Source organism: Ensifer adhaerens (genome assembly GCF_028993555.1).
Taxonomy (GTDB): Bacteria; Pseudomonadota; Alphaproteobacteria; order Rhizobiales; family Rhizobiaceae; genus Ensifer; species Ensifer adhaerens_I.
The window spans coordinates 1,073,815-1,090,348 of the sequence record NZ_CP118611.1; the positions used below are offsets into that span (position 1 = coordinate 1,073,815).

General features: G+C 60.1%; 12 protein-coding genes. 11 read left to right on the plus strand and 1 reads right to left on the minus strand.

Going from position 1 to position 16,534, the window contains the following annotated elements; all coding sequences use genetic code 11:
- The first annotated feature begins 160 nt into the window (after positions 1-160).
- The 9 genes from PWG15_RS25140 (at position 161) to PWG15_RS25180 (ending at position 11,674) form a co-directional block, all read left to right on the plus strand.
- Positions 161-1,906 carry a GAF domain-containing protein gene (locus PWG15_RS25140; RefSeq protein ID WP_275026817.1) on the plus strand — a complete coding sequence of 582 codons (1,746 nt, stop codon included), beginning with the start codon at positions 161-163 and terminating at the stop codon, positions 1,904-1,906.
- Between the two features lie 10 nt (positions 1,907-1,916).
- Positions 1,917-4,064: an efflux RND transporter periplasmic adaptor subunit gene (locus PWG15_RS25145; protein ID WP_275026818.1), complete on the plus strand. Its 2,148-nt coding sequence runs from the start codon at positions 1,917-1,919 to the stop codon at positions 4,062-4,064.
- Between the two features lie 110 nt (positions 4,065-4,174).
- On the plus strand, positions 4,175-4,996 hold the full coding sequence (locus PWG15_RS25150) for a SapC family protein (RefSeq protein ID WP_275026819.1): 822 nt from the start codon (positions 4,175-4,177) through the stop codon (positions 4,994-4,996).
- 21 nt (positions 4,997-5,017) lie between these two features.
- Entirely contained in the window at positions 5,018-6,994 is a 1,977-nt protein-coding gene (locus PWG15_RS25155; protein ID WP_425536812.1) for a preprotein translocase subunit SecA, read from the plus strand.
- A 4-nt stretch (positions 6,995-6,998) separates the two neighbouring features.
- Positions 6,999-7,862, plus strand: coding sequence for an efflux RND transporter periplasmic adaptor subunit (locus PWG15_RS25160; RefSeq protein WP_275026820.1), 864 nt, complete (start codon positions 6,999-7,001; stop codon positions 7,860-7,862).
- A 176-nt stretch (positions 7,863-8,038) separates the two neighbouring features.
- Positions 8,039-8,806: a carboxy-S-adenosyl-L-methionine synthase CmoA gene (gene cmoA, locus PWG15_RS25165; RefSeq protein ID WP_275026821.1), complete on the plus strand. Its 768-nt coding sequence runs from the start codon at positions 8,039-8,041 to the stop codon at positions 8,804-8,806.
- A 12-nt stretch (positions 8,807-8,818) separates the two neighbouring features.
- Positions 8,819-9,553, plus strand: a complete 735-nt coding sequence (locus tag PWG15_RS25170; protein WP_275026822.1) for a methyltransferase family protein — start codon at positions 8,819-8,821, stop codon at positions 9,551-9,553.
- Between the two features lie 146 nt (positions 9,554-9,699).
- The gene (locus tag PWG15_RS25175) at positions 9,700-10,353 is read left to right on the plus strand and encodes a response regulator transcription factor (protein ID WP_275026823.1); all 654 of its coding nucleotides are present in this window, start codon (positions 9,700-9,702) and stop codon (positions 10,351-10,353) included.
- A 4-nt stretch (positions 10,354-10,357) separates the two neighbouring features.
- Positions 10,358-11,674 (plus strand): sensor histidine kinase, encoded by a 1,317-nt coding sequence (locus PWG15_RS25180; RefSeq protein ID WP_275026824.1) that lies wholly within the window; start codon positions 10,358-10,360, stop codon positions 11,672-11,674.
- A gap of 36 nt (positions 11,675-11,710) precedes the next feature.
- Here PWG15_RS25180 and PWG15_RS25185 read toward each other — a convergent pair whose 3' ends face one another.
- Positions 11,711-13,036, minus strand: coding sequence for an MFS transporter (locus PWG15_RS25185; RefSeq protein WP_275026827.1), 1,326 nt, complete (start codon positions 13,034-13,036; stop codon positions 11,711-11,713).
- A gap of 326 nt (positions 13,037-13,362) precedes the next feature.
- Between PWG15_RS25185 and cyoA the strand changes: the two genes are divergently transcribed.
- Complete coding sequence (cyoA, locus tag PWG15_RS25190) at positions 13,363-14,448, plus strand: ubiquinol oxidase subunit II (RefSeq protein ID WP_275027205.1); 1,086 nt, start codon at positions 13,363-13,365, stop codon at positions 14,446-14,448.
- Between the two features lie 79 nt (positions 14,449-14,527).
- Complete coding sequence (cyoB, locus tag PWG15_RS25195) at positions 14,528-16,531, plus strand: cytochrome o ubiquinol oxidase subunit I (protein ID WP_275026829.1); 2,004 nt, start codon at positions 14,528-14,530, stop codon at positions 16,529-16,531.
- Positions 16,532-16,534 lie beyond the last annotated feature (3 nt).

Below are 16,534 nucleotides of genomic sequence, written 5' to 3' on the forward strand. Positions count from 1 at the left end.
GGAATAACCTGTCTGGCCATCGCGTGCCGGCATGACTGATCACATTGCCAGGGAATATGCCCCACCGCCCCCGATCGAAGCCTCGGGGGCGGTGAAGTACGCTATTTTGGACCAAGCGCTCTGGCAAAAGTTCCGCAATGCGAGCAAGCCAGACGAATTCATGGAGACGTGGCTCGCCATACTCTGCCGTCAGATCTCAGGCGTCTCCAACGGCATGATCATGCTCGGGGAGCCGGACACCGGCCCCTATGCGCCCGTCGCCTTCTGGCCGGAAAAGCTTGCGGACGATGGACTGACGGCAGCCGCCGAGAAGGCGCTGAGCCAACGCCAGGGCATCTCCACCGGTGCGACCGGTAGCCGGATGGCGCAACTCATCGCCTCGCCGTTGATCGTCAACGAGCGCCTGTATGGCGCCTGCGCCCTTTCGCTTTCCGTCGAGCCATCTGCCATCCACGAAGTGATGCGCAAAGTGCAATGGGCGTCTGGCTGGATCGAGGTCCTGCTCAGGCGACAGCTGCAAGTCGAAAACGAAGAAATCAGTGAACGAAACAGGCTCGCCTTCGATATGCTTGCCGCGGTGCTTGAGGCAAAGGGTTTCGTCGAGGCGGCCACAGCGCTCGTGACAGAACTCGCGATGCGGCTTGCCTGCGACCCAGTCAGCGTCGGTTTCGTGCGCGGGCGGCGATGCCGTGTCGCGACCGTCTCGCACGCGGCAGGTTTCGGCAATAAGGTCAACATCATTCGCGACATCGGCGCGGCGATGGACGAGGCCGTCGATCAACGCGCAATTGTTCTTTACCCGCCGCAAGAGCACTGGGAGTATCGGGTCGTCCGGGCACATGAGGAACTGGTCGAGACGCATAAGTGCGGGGGGGTGCTGACCATCCCCTTGCAATCCGGGAACCAGATCGTCGGCGCTCTGACGCTGCAGCGCCCACGCGGCAGTACCTTCGACGAGACGACCGTCGACCTGTGCGATGCGGTGGCAGCGGTCGTCGGACCGGTTCTTGAGGAAAAGCGCCGCAACGACCGGAACGTCTTGGTGAAGCTCTGGGAGGCCGCCGGCAACCAGTTGCGGCGCCTACTAGGCCCGGGATATTTCGGTCGCAAGCTTGCGACATTGATTGCCGTCGTCCTCGCGACCTATTTCAGCATGGCCACGACAGAATATTCCGTCACGTCCTCGGCCGTCGTTCGCGGTACAATTCAGCGAACGGTCGTAGCTCCGTTCAACGGCTATGTATCCAATCAGTCGGCAAGGGCCGGCGAAGTGGTCAAACAGGGCCAGATCCTCGCGCAGCTCGACGACCAGGATCTGACCCTGGAACGGCTTCGGCTAACGACCACTCGGCAGCAGAAGACGACCGAATACGACCGGGCGCTGATGCAGCACGAACGGGCCGAAGCGCTCATCGTCAAGGCGCAGATCGATCAGGCCGATGCCCAACTCGCCTTGATCGACGAACAGCTCAAACGCACCCGGCTGCTCGCCCCCTTTGACGGGTATGTGGTCAATGGCGACCTCAGCCAGTCAATCGGCGCTGCGGTCGAGCGTGGGCAAGAGCTCTTCACGATCGCACCACTTGAGTCCTACCGGGTCATCATCGAAGTGGATGAAAGCGACATTGACGATATCGAGATTGGTCGCAAAGGAGTTCTTCGGGTTTCTGCGCTTCCGCAGGAGCCGCTCACCTACCGGATCGAACAGATCACCGCGATTTCCACCCAGAAGGAGGGGCACAATTTCTTCAAGGTCGAAGCAGCGCTCGATCATGTCAGCGATCGGCTTCGGCCTGGCATGGAGGGCATTGCCAAGACGGCCGTGGACGAACGACTCCTAATCCGCGTTTACACCGACAAGATGGTGCAATGGGCCTATCTTGCCGCGTGGCGTTGGATGCCGTGAGGGCGCGGAGATGGAACGGTCCTATTTCAGCTCGTCCTGGTACCGCGTCGCCCAACTGAGGCTAAAACTGCGCGGTCATGTTCGCATCCATCGCACGGTCTTTCGCGGGCAGCTCTGGTACGTGCTGCAAGACAGGACATCCGGCCGCTTCCACCGTTTCACGCCCGAGACCTACTTCATCATCAGCCTAATGGACGGCCAGCGGACAATGCAGGCGATCTGGGACATCGCCTGCGACAAGCTCAACGACAAGGTCGTGACCCAAGATGAGGTCATCCAGCTTCTCGGGCAGTTGCACGCCGCCGACGTCCTGTTCGGGAATGTTCCGCCCGACATCAATGAAATCGCCGAGCGGGGCAAGAAGGCGCGCAATCGCAAGCTTTTGATGAGTTTCGGCAACCCCCTCGCCATTCGCTTCGGCCTTCTCGACCCGAACGAGTTTCTGAACGCCACCGGCGTTGTCGGGCGGGCGCTGTTCTCATGGTTCGGCGCGCTCGTCTTCATCTGTCTTGTCGCCTACGCCGCCGTTCTTGCCGGCATGAACTGGAACGCTTTGATCGCCAATGTGACCGACCGTGTGCTGTCAACGTCGAACCTCTTCCTGATGCTGATCGCCTATCCGCTCATCAAGACCCTTCATGAACTCGGCCACGCCTACGCAGTCAAGCGATGGGGCGGCGACGTGCACGAGGTCGGCGCCATGATGCTGGTCTTCATGCCTGTCCCTTATGTCGATGCATCAGACAGCCTGGCCTTTGCCAGCAAGTGGCAGCGTGCCCTCGTCGGTGCTGCCGGCATTTTCGTCGAAATGACGCTCGCTGCGGTCGCCCTCATTGTCTGGGTCAATGCGGAGGAGGGGCTTATGCGGGCCTTCGCCTTCAACGTCATGCTGATCGGTGGCGTGTCAACCTTGCTCTTCAACGGCAACCCTCTTCTGCGCTTCGACGGGTACTACGTTTTGAGCGACCTTCTGGAGATACCCAACCTCGCGAGCCGCGCCAATAAATATCTCGCCTATCTGGTTCAGCGTTATGCCTTCAAGGTTGGCTCGATCAACTCGCCGGCGACGGCACCCGGAGAGGAATTCTGGTTCGTCCTCTATGGCGTTTCGGCGTTCTTCTACCGCCTTGTGGTCACCGGCGCGATCATAGCGCTCGTCAGCCAGAAGTTTTTCATCATAGGCACGCTGCTCGCCATCTGGGCACTCATTCTGATGCTCGCGGTGCCGCTTGCAAAGGCTTTCTGGTTCCTGTTTACGAGCCCGCTCCTGCGACGAAGCCGGGGCCGCGCATTCGCGGTTGTCGGATCGGCCCTCATCGCAATCGCGCTGGTGGTCTTCGTGGTGCCCATCCCCCACGCAACTGTCGTGCAGGGAATCGTTTGGTTGCCAGGCGACGCGATCGTCCATGTTCAGGCCGAGGGTACGGTCGATGACATCGCTGCCGTACCCGCCTCAGAGGTCAAGGCTGGCGATCCGCTGATCCGGCTGGAGGATCCGTTGCTGGCGGCGCGCGTCGAACTGCTTGAACTGCGTGTCGCCGAGCTCCAACATCGTCTCACCAAGCAGGATTTGTCGGACCTTGCCCATGCGCGCATGGTCAAGGAGGAACTGCGGCTTGCTCGCGCCGATCTCGACCTGGCACGCCACAGGCAAGCGAACCTGATCGTGCGGGCGCAATCGAGCGGCACCCTGATCCTGCCCGACGATCACGACCTGCCTGGCAAGTTCGTGCAGCGTGGGAAAGTAGTCGCCTACGTTGCACACTTCGACAGGCCGACCATTCGCGTCATCGTTCCTGAGGAGGATGCCGACCTTGTCCGCTCACAAACACGGGAGGTAAGCCTGCGCTTCGTCGAGGATACTTCGAAGGTCTACAGGGCGGCCGTTGTCCGTGAGGTTCCGGCGTTGACCGACACATTGCCCAATGCCGCGCTTAGTACCGCCGGCGGCGGCACAATTGCGCTCGACCCACGCGACACGTCCCAGCGACGCGTGCTTGCCAATCTTTTGCATCTCGATCTGATGCTGACTGAGAGCCCGACCGTGCCTCGCATAGGCGGACGCGTCTTTGTGAGGTTCACACACGGGTCCTCGCCTATGGCAAGTAGAATTTATCGCTCAACACGGCAAATATTCCTTCGTTTATTTAAAGTTTGACTGGACACGAAGTCTAATAAAGTGTTCGATGAATTAGCCTGAGTACATATCCGGCGCTTGTCTCCTAGAATACCTGAGTAAATCTTACAAGATACTAGAGGGAAAACATCATGGCAGCGCAGCTTCTCTTCTATCAGGACGTGCATCCGGTCTCGGCCGATCGCCACAAGGATGTTTCCATCAAAACGGGAACTTCGTACAAGTTTGCGAAGGAAGTGAACTCGGTTCCGGTGACGGCCATCGAGTTTGCCCAGGCCGCCGCCGAATATCCGATCGTCTTTGCCGGCACGGATGACACGGTGACGCCGGCGGTGGTTCTCGGCGCCCAGCAGACCCAAAACCTCTTCGTCGATGACGACGGCGCCTGGCTCGGTAAATATGTGCCAGCGTTCGTGCGTCGCTATCCGTTCGTGTTCTCAACAGATCGCAGCGGCAAGACATACATCCTTCACATCGACGAAAGCTTCGACGGCTTCAATCGCGAAGGGCGCGGCGAGCGCCTGTTCGACAGTGAGGGTCAGCAGACCCAATATCTGAAGAGCGTGCTTGGCTTCCTGCAGGACTATCAGGCCAGGCACCAGCGGACCCGCCAGTATTGCGAGCGGCTGAAATCACTGGGACTGCTGCAGCCGATGCAGGCGCAGTTCAACCTCAACAGCGGTGAACGGCGGTCGCTCTCCGGCTTCATGACGGTCAACCGAGAAAAGCTGAAGGCGCTGGCGAACGAAGACCTTCAATCAATGTTCACCAATGACGAGCTGGAATGCACGTACTTGCATCTTCACTCGCTCAGACATTTCTCGAGTATGCTGGAGCGCATGCCTGAAGCGGCAGATGCTGCCGGCAAAGGCGACGCCCCGCCCGCCGTACCAAAACAGCCGAAGGGCTACAGGAACGGCCAAGATGCCCACGTCGAGGAAGCAAGCGCCTAAGCCGGATAAGGCAGAGCGGCCATGAATACGATCGTTGCGCACTGGTCGCCGCCTCCGCTGGTCACATATGCCGAACGTCAGGACCGGCAGGAACACTGGCTTGACGGTATCGAGAAGATTGTGACCAGCGTTCCGCAGATGGTTGCCGGTCGTTTGCACCGGCGCCATCTGAGGGAACTCGTCCAGAGGATTAATGCGGCGGAAGCCACCCTGCGTGGCGAAACCGGGCAGGGCCTCGCGATGCGTATCAGCGAAGTCCGTGCGGCCTTGCGGTGCCATGGCCTCACCGACGCCAACATATGCCTCGGCTTTGCAATCGTTCGCGAAGTCTCCCAACGCACGATCGGATTGCGCCACCTCGACGTTCAAATCCTCGCCGGGCTTGCGATGCTGAAAGGGCGCGTGGCGGAGATGGATACGGGTGAGGGCAAGACCTTGACTGCCGGCCTGCCGGCGTCGATCGCGGCGCTTGCAGGGCTTCCAGTTCACGTCATCACCGTCAACGATTACTTGGCGGAACGCGATCGAGATATACTTCGCCCCATCTACGATTTTCTTGGACTGACGACTGGTCTGGTCAACAGTACTGTACCAAAATCGGAGCGCCCGGCAGCCTACGCCTGCGACATCGTCTATGCCAGCAACAAGGAAATCGCCTTCGACTATCTGCGTGACCGCATCACATTCAACGGCCAGCCAAGGCCTATTCATGCGAAGGTGGGCCGCATTCTGGAGGAGCGCCGCGGCCAGGAGCCACCTTTTGTCATGCGTGGACTGCACTTCGCCATCGTCGATGAAGCCGACAGCGTGCTTGTGGACGAGGCAAGAACGCCGCTCATCATTTCCCAGGAAACGGACGCCAACGGCGAGCGGCAATGGGTCGAACAGACCTTTGCGCTGATCGACGGCTTCAAACAGCCGACCGATTATCGCCTGCTCGTCGACGAGCGCAGGCTCGAGTTAACGGAAGCCGGAAAGGCCAAACTTTCAGAACGTGCCGAAGTGGCCGGCGGTATTTGGCGCAATCGCATCCGGCGCGAGGAGGCTGCAAGCCAAGCACTTGTCGCACTGTTGCTCTTCAGGAAGGGCGAGCACTATCTCGTCAGCGACGGCAAGGTCCAGATCATCGATGAATATACCGGCCGCGTGATGCCTGATCGCGCCTGGAGCGATGGACTGCATCAACTGGTCGAGGGCAAAGAAGGCTGTGTGATCACAAGCCGCAAGCTAACAATGGCGCGAATGACTTACCAGCGGTTCTTCCGCCGATATCTCCATCTGGCTGGAATGACGGGAACCGCCCGCGAAATCACTGACGAGCTTAGGCATGTCTACGGTTTACAGGTCATGCGTATTCCCCCCAACGCACCCTCGCGGCGAACGAACTTGCCTCCAACGATTTGTCCCACACTTGACGCCAAATGGCTGACCATCGTGCAACGGGTCCAGGAACTGCAAACCGCCGGGCGGCCGGTCCTGATCGCGACGCGCTCGGTCTCGGCCTCCGAGGCAGTCAGCGCCGTACTCCAGAAGGAGGGGATTGTGCATCGCGTCCTTAATGCCGAACAGAGTTTGGAGGAGGCCGACATTATTGCCAAGGCCGGTGGCGTCGGCCGCGTGACGGTCGCCACCAACATGGCGGGACGTGGCGTCGACATCCCGGTCGACCCCGAGGCTCTCGCTCTGGGTGGCCTTCACGTCTTGCTCAGCGAACGCCATGACGCTGGGCGCATCGACAGGCAGATGGAGGGGCGAACTGCCCGCAAGGGAGACCCGGGAAGCACGGAAGCGGTACTATCTCTGGAAGATCCGCTGCTCGACCTCATTCCCTGGCAGCCGCTGCGGTTGCTCGGACGCTGCGGAAAGCGCGCCCGACTATGGCTTTTCCACATGGCCCAGCAGCGGGCCGAGCGCACCCATGCCAAGGACCGAAAGAATCTGTTGGCTCAAGATCAACGCCTGGGCACATTACTGGCCTTTTCGGGCCTGCCGGAGTGATGCGATGACAATTGATGCAATGACAAAAGGCAGGATTGTGGCTAGGCGCACGAAGGTGCGGCAGAAGCTTGCCGCACTCCTTGTGCCTTGCGCGCTTTTGCCGGTTTCGGCGCAAGCTTTCGATTGCGTCATTGACCCTTCTATCGTCGTACGCGTCGGCAGCCCGGTTCCCGGACTTTTGAAAGAGGTCCTGATCGCACGCGGCGACCGTGTGAAAGAAAACCAGGTCATAGCCAGGCTCCATTCCGATACCGAGCAGGCGACCGTGGAGCTGATGTCCGAGCAGGCCGCGAGCACCTCCGAGATCGAGGCACAAAAGGCGCGGCTGGAGCTTGCTCGAAACCGCATGAAACGCGCGGAGGCGCTTTTGGCGCGTAATGTCACCTCGACCGACAAGCTCGAAGAGGCCGTTGCCGAAATGGAGGTCATCCAAAAAGAGCTCGCGACCGCCGAAACCCGCAAGCGTAGCGCCGAATTGGAATTGCAAAGGGCACAGACGGTGCTTGAACAAAGAACCATCCGCAGCCCGATCAGCGGCGTCGTCCTTGAACGTTCACTTTTCAATGGAGAGTACCTGGACCAGGACGGCAAGTTGGCGACGATCGCCAAGCTCGACCCCCTGTTTGTCGAAGCTTTCATCCCGGTCAGCGCGTTCGGAAAGATGCATGTGGGAATGGACGCGCAGGTGGTTCCGAATGCTCCGATCCAAGGCAGCTTCATTGGCAAGATCAAGGTGATCGATCAGGTTCTCGACGCAGCAAGTGGGACATTTGGCTTGCGGATTGAGCTGCCCAATCCGGGCAACTCCATACCGGCCGGTCATCGCTGCACCGTGACTTTCGAGGGCGTGGCACCAGATCTCGAATAGCCGGCATTCGCACAGTCCGCATAGAAGTTCATCAAACCAGCGTGTTACACCGGCACTCCAGAAGTGACGTGTTCTTTGGCGCCCCCTTTCAGGTTCATGTCAGGTTTCGATGGCCCTCTAGCCACCAAATCGGCCCCCGTGCCGGATGTACTTTGGATGGACAAGGGAACCTGCGAATGGCTAGCAAGGTACCGCACCTGCAGGTGCACGAGAACAACAACAGGCGAGACGAGGTTTTCGCGGCGCCAGACCAGCCGGTCGGCGACTTCGCGTTCAATGCGACTGTTGCCGCCGTCTTCGACGACATGGTCAGCCGATCGGTGCCCTATTACGGTGAGATCCAGCGCATGGCCTGCGAGCTCGCCGGAGACTTCGCTGAACCGGGTAGCTGTCTCTACGATATCGGCTGTTCAACGGCCACGACACTGCTCGGCCTCGACACCATGGTCGATCCCTCCGTCCGCTTTGTTGGCATCGACAACGCGCCGGACATGATCGAGAAGGCAAGAGAGAAGATCGTCGAAGCCAACACCAACCGATCGATCGACCTGAGGGTCGGAGACCTTCACCAGGGCATCGATATCCACGACGCTAGCGTCGTGATGATGCTGCTGACGCTGCAGTTCGTGCGTCCGCTCCATCGCGAGCGGATCATGCGCACGATCTATAATGGGCTCAACGAACGCGGTGCCCTGCTTTTGGTCGAAAAGCTCACCAGCGAGGACTCGACCTTCAACCGCCTGTTCATCGAGCACTACTACGACTACAAACGCCGCAACGGCTACTCCGATATCGAAATCGCCAAAAAGCGCGAAGCTCTGGAGAACGTGCTCATCCCCTATCGTCTGGACGAGAACTTGCAGCTCCTCAAGGAAGCTGGCTTCCGCAGCGTCGAGGTCTTTTTCCGCTGGTACAATTTCTGCGGCATCATCGCGATCAAGTAGGATAGTCGGGCCATGATCACGATCGGCAATTTTCTTTTCCGTTTCCGCAACCTGCTGTTTCCGGCCATCATCATTGTTCTGTTTTTGCTGGCGCCACCTCCGGCTCTCGTGCTGGGGAGCCCGGCGCTGACGCTCGTCAAGGACCTGGCCGCCGTGCTGATTATCCTGGCCGGCCTCGCCTTGCGTGCGACCGTGGTCGGCTACAAATACATCCAGCGCGGCGGCCTGAAGAAAAAGGTCTATGCCAAGGATCTCGTTACGGAAGGCATGTTCGGCGTCTGCCGTAACCCGCTCTACGTTGGAAACATGCTGCTCTATTCAGGTGTCTTCCTGTTGCACGGCAACCCGTTCCTCGTCGTCTTCGGCATCGGGCTCTTCGCCTTCATGTATCAGTGCATCGTCTATGCCGAAGAAGCCTTCCTCGACAGAACGTTCGGCGAAGCCTACCAGGCCTATTGCCGCGACGTGCCGCGGTGGGCATTGCGAATGCGGAACTTTGCACAGTCTACCGAGGGAATGTCGTTCAACGTCAAGCGCGTCATCGGCAAGGACTACTCGACCGCCTCGGCCGCGATGATCGCAATCCTCGCCACGGAAATGTACAAGTTCGCGAGCAATGCCCCCATCGAACACAATACCGGTGCACTCACGGCACTCGGCGTTCTGATGGCGCTCGTCGGTATTGCCACGGCGATCATCAGCTATCTGAAAAGGCGCGGTGCGTTTCGCGAACGCGCCGCATCCTGACAACCCGCCAGCGCCCACCGTTCCGCGATCGCGACCACTTCTGCGTCGGCCGTGCCGATGCAGACAAGTGATGCGCAACGCTTCGGGGGCTTGACGCCCATCCCCCATCGAACATAGGCAAGGACGAACAAGTGTCCGGTGATATCTTGAGAGTCCTACTAGTCGAAGACGATCAGGTTCTGGGGGAGGCGCTGCGCGACCACGTGGCGGCGGCTGGCCACGCCGTTGATTGGTTTACGCGCATTGTCGATGCCACGGCAGCGACCGAGACGGTTCTCTACGGTTTGATCCTGCTCGACCTTCGATTGCCTGACGGTTCGGGACTGTCGTTGTTGCGCTCGCTGCGGATGCGAGGCGACGGCACGCCCGTCATCATTCTGACGGCGCACGACCAGATCTCCGATCGCATCGAAGGATTGAACAGCGGGGCCGACGACTATCTGGTCAAGCCGTTTGATCTCGGTGAATTGAGTGCCCGCATGCTGGCCGTTTCCAGACGCTATGTCGGCAATGCAACGCCAACGGTCAGGCTTCCCGGCATCGAGATCGACCAGGTCCACCGCAAGGTGCTGGTCGAAGGTGAAAGCCAGAACCTCAGCGCGAGGGAATGGGCCGTGCTCGACAAGCTCGTCGCCCATCCCGGCGCGCTGGTATCGAAAGAGCAACTCCACGACGCGCTCTATGCCTTTGGCGCCGAAATCGAGAGCAATACGGTTGAGGTCTACATCAGCCGCCTGCGCAAGAAGATCGGCTCCGACAGGATCGAGACCGTGCGGGGCCTCGGCTACAGCATCAGGTGACCGGATGTCGCGCGTCGCAAGCATGACCCGCAGACTGACCATCGCGCTGACGAGCGTGGTTGCCATCTTCTGGTTCGTTGCGCTCGGCCTTGGCGTTTATGTCATGCAGGACGAATTCACCGAGATTTTCGACAGCGGCGTCCAGGAGACGGCCGAACGGCTGCTCCACATCGTGGTCGATGACATCGCCCGCGACCGTGCCGATGGCAAGCCTGCCGTCGGCCGCATCGCGCCAGCGCTGAATTCACAGTATCTGATCTACCAGGTCCGCGATCGCGGCGGCAGGGTACTGTTTGACGACGGAGCGCCGGAACCTTTTGCCGTTCCGCTCGAAGTCGGTTTCTCGCAAACGGCAACGCACCGGATCTATACGGCTGGCACACCCGACGGCTCCCTCTTTGTCCAGGTAGCCGACGCCTTCGAGCATCGCACCGAGGCTCTGCTTGAGGGCGGCACGGCGCTTCTGTTGCCGCTACTCATGCTGATTCCAGCCAGCATAATCGCCATTATTCTTGTTGCGCGCCGCGCGCTTGCCCCGGTCGAACAGCTGCGTGAGGAGATCCTCACCAAGGACAGCGGCAACATGGCCCCGCTCGACGAAGCAGCCCTCCCGAAAGAGTTGCGCGCGATTGCCCGTTCGGTGAACCTTTTGCTGACGCGACTGAAGGCGGCGCTCGAGGCGGAGCGGGAGTTCACGTCGAACAGCGCCCATGAACTAAGAACCCCGATCGCAGGTGCACTCGCGCAAACGCAGCGGCTGGCGAGCGAAGTACCGCCGGCCTTTCGGCAGCGAACCAGCCAGATCGAACGCGCGCTGCTTCACCTCGGACGACTGGCGGAGAAACTGTTGCAGATGTCGCGCGCCGAAGCCGGGATCGCCATCTCGGACGAAAGCACGGACCTGTTGCCGGTGGTCGCTCTTGTCCTCGAAGACATGGAGCGATCATCACTCGGCGCAAGCCGCCTCAAGGTCCATGTCGCCGAAGGCGCAGAACTGGTGCGTCCGATTCTCCCCGATGCCTTTGCCATCGTCCTGCGCAATCTCCTGGAAAATGCGCTTATCCATAGCCCTTCCGGCAGCCCGGTCAGGGTCAGCGTCGATGCGCAGGGCGTCCGTGTCATCAACGACAGTGCCGTCATCGACGCGGACACCTTGAATGGCCTGACCAAGCGCTTTAATCGCGGGCCGACGGAAGCGTCCGGCTCCGGCCTCGGCCTTGCGATCGTACAGCGGCTGGTGGAACAGATGCACGGACGACTGCTCATTGCTTCGCCGGCCCCGGGCATGGACCGGGGCTTCCATGTAGAGATTCGTCTCTGACGGTGTCAGGCCAGGCGTTGCCGCCTTGCCACCCCCTTATTGCTGATGAAGCGCGCGGGTCAGGCTGAGGGCGGCGATCGTGCAGATTGCGCCGGAAATCAGATATCCGCCGATGAAGATGATGCCGAAGCTGGTGGCAAGGCCGAGCGCGACGAGCGGCGCGAAGGCCGCACCGATAAGCCAGGCGAGATCCGACGTCAGCGCCGCACCGGTGTAGCGGTAATACTTCGTGAAGCGCGAGGATACGGCGCCTGAGGCCTGGCCGAAGGTGAGGCCAAGAACGGCAAAGCCGATCAGGATATAGGCATCCTGCCCGGCTCCGCCGGCATCAAGAAGGAAGGGGGCGGAGAAACTGAAGATCGCGATCAGGGTCGCGCCGATCATCAGCTCGTTGCGGCGCCCGACGCGGTCGGCAATCACGCCCGACACGACAATGCCGATCGCGCCGACGGCCGCGCCTGCGACCTGTACCAAGAGGAACCGGGCGGCCGACTGCCCGCCGTTGAGAATGACCCAGCTGAGCGGGAAGATCGTCACCAGATGGAACATCGCGAAGCTCGCCAGTGGCACAAAGGCGCCGAGTACCACGTCCTGCGCATGTTTGCTCAGCATCTCGAACACCGGCCGGGCCTGCAGCTCCTGTGCTTCCATTGCCGCGCCAAACTCCTTGCTGGCGACGATACGCAGGCGGGCAAACAGCGCCACAACGTTGATCGCGAATGCGACGAAGAACGGATAGCGCCAACCCCAGGAGAGGAAATCCTCCTCGGAAAGATTGGCGACAAAATAGCAGAAGATGATGCTGGCGAGGGCGAAGCCGATGGGGGCTCCGAGCTGCGGGATCATCGCATACCAGCCACGGCGGTTCGGTGGCGCGTTGAGGTTCAACAACGACGCCAGGCCGTCCCAGGCGCCGCCAAGGGCAAAACCCTGCCCAAGCCGGAACAAGGCCAAGAGCGCCACCGCCCAGTAACCGATCGTGTCGTAGCCAGGCAGGAAAGCGATCGATGCCGTCGAGCCACCAAGAATGATGAGGGCGATGGTAAGTTTCGTGCCGCGCCCGTAGTTCCGGTCGATCCACATGAAGACGAAGGAACCGACGGGGCGGGCGAGGAAGGCGAGGGGAAACAACGCGAATGACATCAGCGTCGCGGTCACCGCATTGGACGCGAACGGAAAGATCAGCTTCGGGAAGACAAGGATCGAACCGAGACCGTAGACGAAGAAATCGAAGAATTCGGAGGTTCGTCCGATGACCACCCCAATGGCGATGCTTCCGGGCGACAGAGGCTTGTCGTCTTCATGAATGCGACGTGCATCCCGCTCGAGACCAGACGATGTGGGGTGAGAGACCGAAACCATGAATTTCTCCGACGAACGAACGTCTTGTCGCTAGAGTGTTGACCAATTGGCGTCTGATATCAAGAATGCCGTACACGTACATGCGCACATGCCTCATTTGAGTTCGTGCCCAACGTTCGCTGGAACAACTGGCGTCGAACCGACAATAGCCTTTGCGCCCGTACAAACGCGCATAGAGCCATATGCCCGTCACTGCACTGCGGCAAAATGCTGCGCTGCGACGATGGACCTCACTTCCATGCGCGATCATGCCCGAGTAATGCCGACTAGACAAAACGCAAGTTGAGGCCGCAATGCCGAAGCCATTCAATCTAGCCGGACGATCGATGATATCAGTCCTGTTGCTCTCGACACTCACGGGATGCAACATGGTGGTGATGTCGCCATCCGGCGATATCGCCGCACAGCAGAGGGATCTGATCGTCATTTCGACGGTCCTGATGCTGCTGATCATCGTACCCGTCATTTTCTTGACGCTGTTCTTTGCCTGGCGCTACCGCCAGTCAAACACGGCCGCCAGGTATGATCCGGAATGGCACCATTCCACCGGTCTCGAAGTCATCATCTGGTCGGCTCCGCTGGCGATCATCATCGCGCTCGGCGCGATCACCTGGGTGAGCACACACAAGCTCGATCCCTACCGACCGCTCGACCGGATCGATGCGGCGCGCCCAGTGACCGAAGAGATGAAACCGATCACGGTCGAGGTCGTCGCGCTCGACTGGAAATGGCTGTTCTTCTATCCGGAGTATGGCATCGCAACGGTCAACGAGATGGCCGCGCCGGTGGACGTACCGATCAATTTCAAGATCACCGCCTCCTCGGTGATGAACTCCTTCTATGTTCCGGCGCTTGCCGGCATGATCTACGCCATGCCCGGGATGCAGACCAAGCTGCACGCCGTCATCAACAAGGCAGGCGAATACGAAGGGCTCTCATCCAACTATAGCGGCGACGGCTTCTCCCATATGCGCTTCAAGTTCCACGGCGTGGACCAGGCGGGCTTCGACCAGTGGGTCGCCCGGGTGAAGCAGACCGGCACGATGCTTAACCGCGATGCCTATCTGAAGCTCGAAAAGCCGAGCATCAAGGAACCGGTGCGCTATTACGCGTCGGTTGAGGACGGCCTTTTTGAGGCGGTGCTCAACATGTGCGTCCGGGAAGGGCAGATGTGCATGAAGGACATGATGCACATCGACACGATGGGCGGAGCGGGCGTCGAAAGCCATGAGAACCGCGCCAAGCTCGAGCATGACAACCGCCACGCGGGCGGTGCGACGGAAGCTTCCGCACCTGCAGCGACCTTCCCCGAAACCGGCAATCCCGCCAAAAGCGAGGAACCGGCAGAGGGCCTCAAGGAAGAGCAGCCGGCGGCTGAGCCCATGAACCACGACATGCACAAAGCGCATTAGGAATTTCGCGCGCTCGCCGGCTCTCATCCAGCGAGCGCCAGGGCCCTTGGGCCGCAATTCGAGACATATTGGAAGACCCATGTTTGGTGACACCAGCCTCACGCAACTCATCTTCGGGCGGCTTACGCTAGAAGCGATCCCCTATCATGAACCCATCCTCGTCGTGACCTTCGCGGTCGTGGCGGTGGTCGGTCTGGCGGTGGTCGGCCTGATCACGAAATACAAGCTCTGGGGCTACCTCTGGCACGAGTGGTTCACAAGCGTCGATCACAAGAAGATCGGCATCATGTACATCATTCTGGCGATCATCATGCTTTTGCGCGGCTTTGCCGATGCGCTGATGATGCGCCTGCAGCAGGCGATCGCCTTCAACGGCAATGAGGGCTACCTCAACCCGCATCACTACGACCAGATCTTCACCGCCCACGGCGTGATCATGATCTTCTTCGTGGCGATGCCCTTCGTCACTGGCTTCATGAACTATGTCGTGCCGCTGCAGATCGGCGCACGCGACGTCTCCTTCCCCTTCCTCAACAACTTCTCCTTCTGGATGACCGCCGGCGGCGCTGTCATCATCATGATGTCGCTGTTCGTCGGCGAGTTCGCGCGTACCGGCTGGCTTGCCTATCCGCCGCTCTCGGGCGCGGACTACAGTCCCGGAGTCGGGGTCGACTATTACATCTGGGGGCTACAGGTGGCCGGCGTCGGCACTACGTTATCGGGCATCAACCTGATCGCCACGATCGTGAAGATGCGTGCTCCGGGCATGACCTTCATGAAGATGCCGGTCTTCACCTGGACGTCGCTCTGCACCAACATCCTGATCGTCGCAACCTTCCCGATCCTGACGGCCACGTTGGCGCTGCTTTCGCTTGACCGCTACCTCGGCATGAACTTCTTCACCAATGACCTTGGCGGCAATCCGATGATGTACATCAACCTCATCTGGATCTGGGGCCATCCGGAGGTCTACATCCTCGTCCTGCCAGCCTTCGGCATCTTCTCCGAGGTTGTCGCGACCTTCTGCGGAAAGCGTCTCTTCGGCTACACCTCAATGGTCTACGCCACCTGCGTGATCATGATCCTGTCATACCTGGTGTGGCTGCACCACTTCTTCACGATGGGGTCGGGCGCCTCGGTCAATGCCTTCTTCGGCATCACCACGATGATCATCTCGATCCCGACGGGCGCCAAGATGTTCAACTGGCTCTTCACCATGTATCGCGGCCGCATTCGCTACGAACTGCCGATGCTGTGGACCATCGGCTTCATGGTCACTTTCGTCATCGGCGGCATGACCGGCGTTATGCTGGCAATTCCGCCGGCCGATTTCGTGCTGCACAACTCGCTGTTCCTGATCGCCCACTTCCACAACGTCATCATCGGCGGCGTGCTGTTCGGATTGATGGCCGGGCTCGTCTACTGGTGGCCGAAGGCCTTCGGCTACAAGCTCGATCCGTTCTGGGGCAAGATGAGCTTCTGGTTCTGGCAGATCGGCTTCTTCTTCGCCTTCATGCCGCTCTATGTGCTGGGCCTGATGGGTGTGACCCGCCGTGTCAGCCAGTTCGAAGATCCGTCGCTGCAGATCTGGTTCATCATCGCCGCCTTCGGGGCCGTCCTGATCGCGATCGGCATCGCGTCCTTCATCATCCAGTTGATCGTCAGCTTCCTGCGCCGCGACCAACTGCGCGAAACATCCGGCGACGCCTGGGATGGCCGCACGCTTGAATGGTCGACGTCGTCGCCGCCGCCGGACTACAACTTTGCCTTCACGCCGGTCGTGCATGACCATGATAGCTGGTACGACATGAAAAGCCGCGGCTATGAGCGTCCGCTCGAAGGCTTCAAGCCGATCCATATGCCGAAGAACACCGGCACGGGCATCATTCTCGCCGGCATCAGCGTCGTGCTGGGCCTCGCGCTGATCTGGTACATCTGGTGGCTGGTGGCCGTGTCCTTCGTCGCGCTGATTGCCGTCGCGATTGGCCATACCTTCAACTATCAGCGAGATTTCTTCATCCCCGCAGAGACTGTCGCGGCGACGGAAGATGCTCGCTCCAAGCTGCTCACGGAACGGACCTGAGAC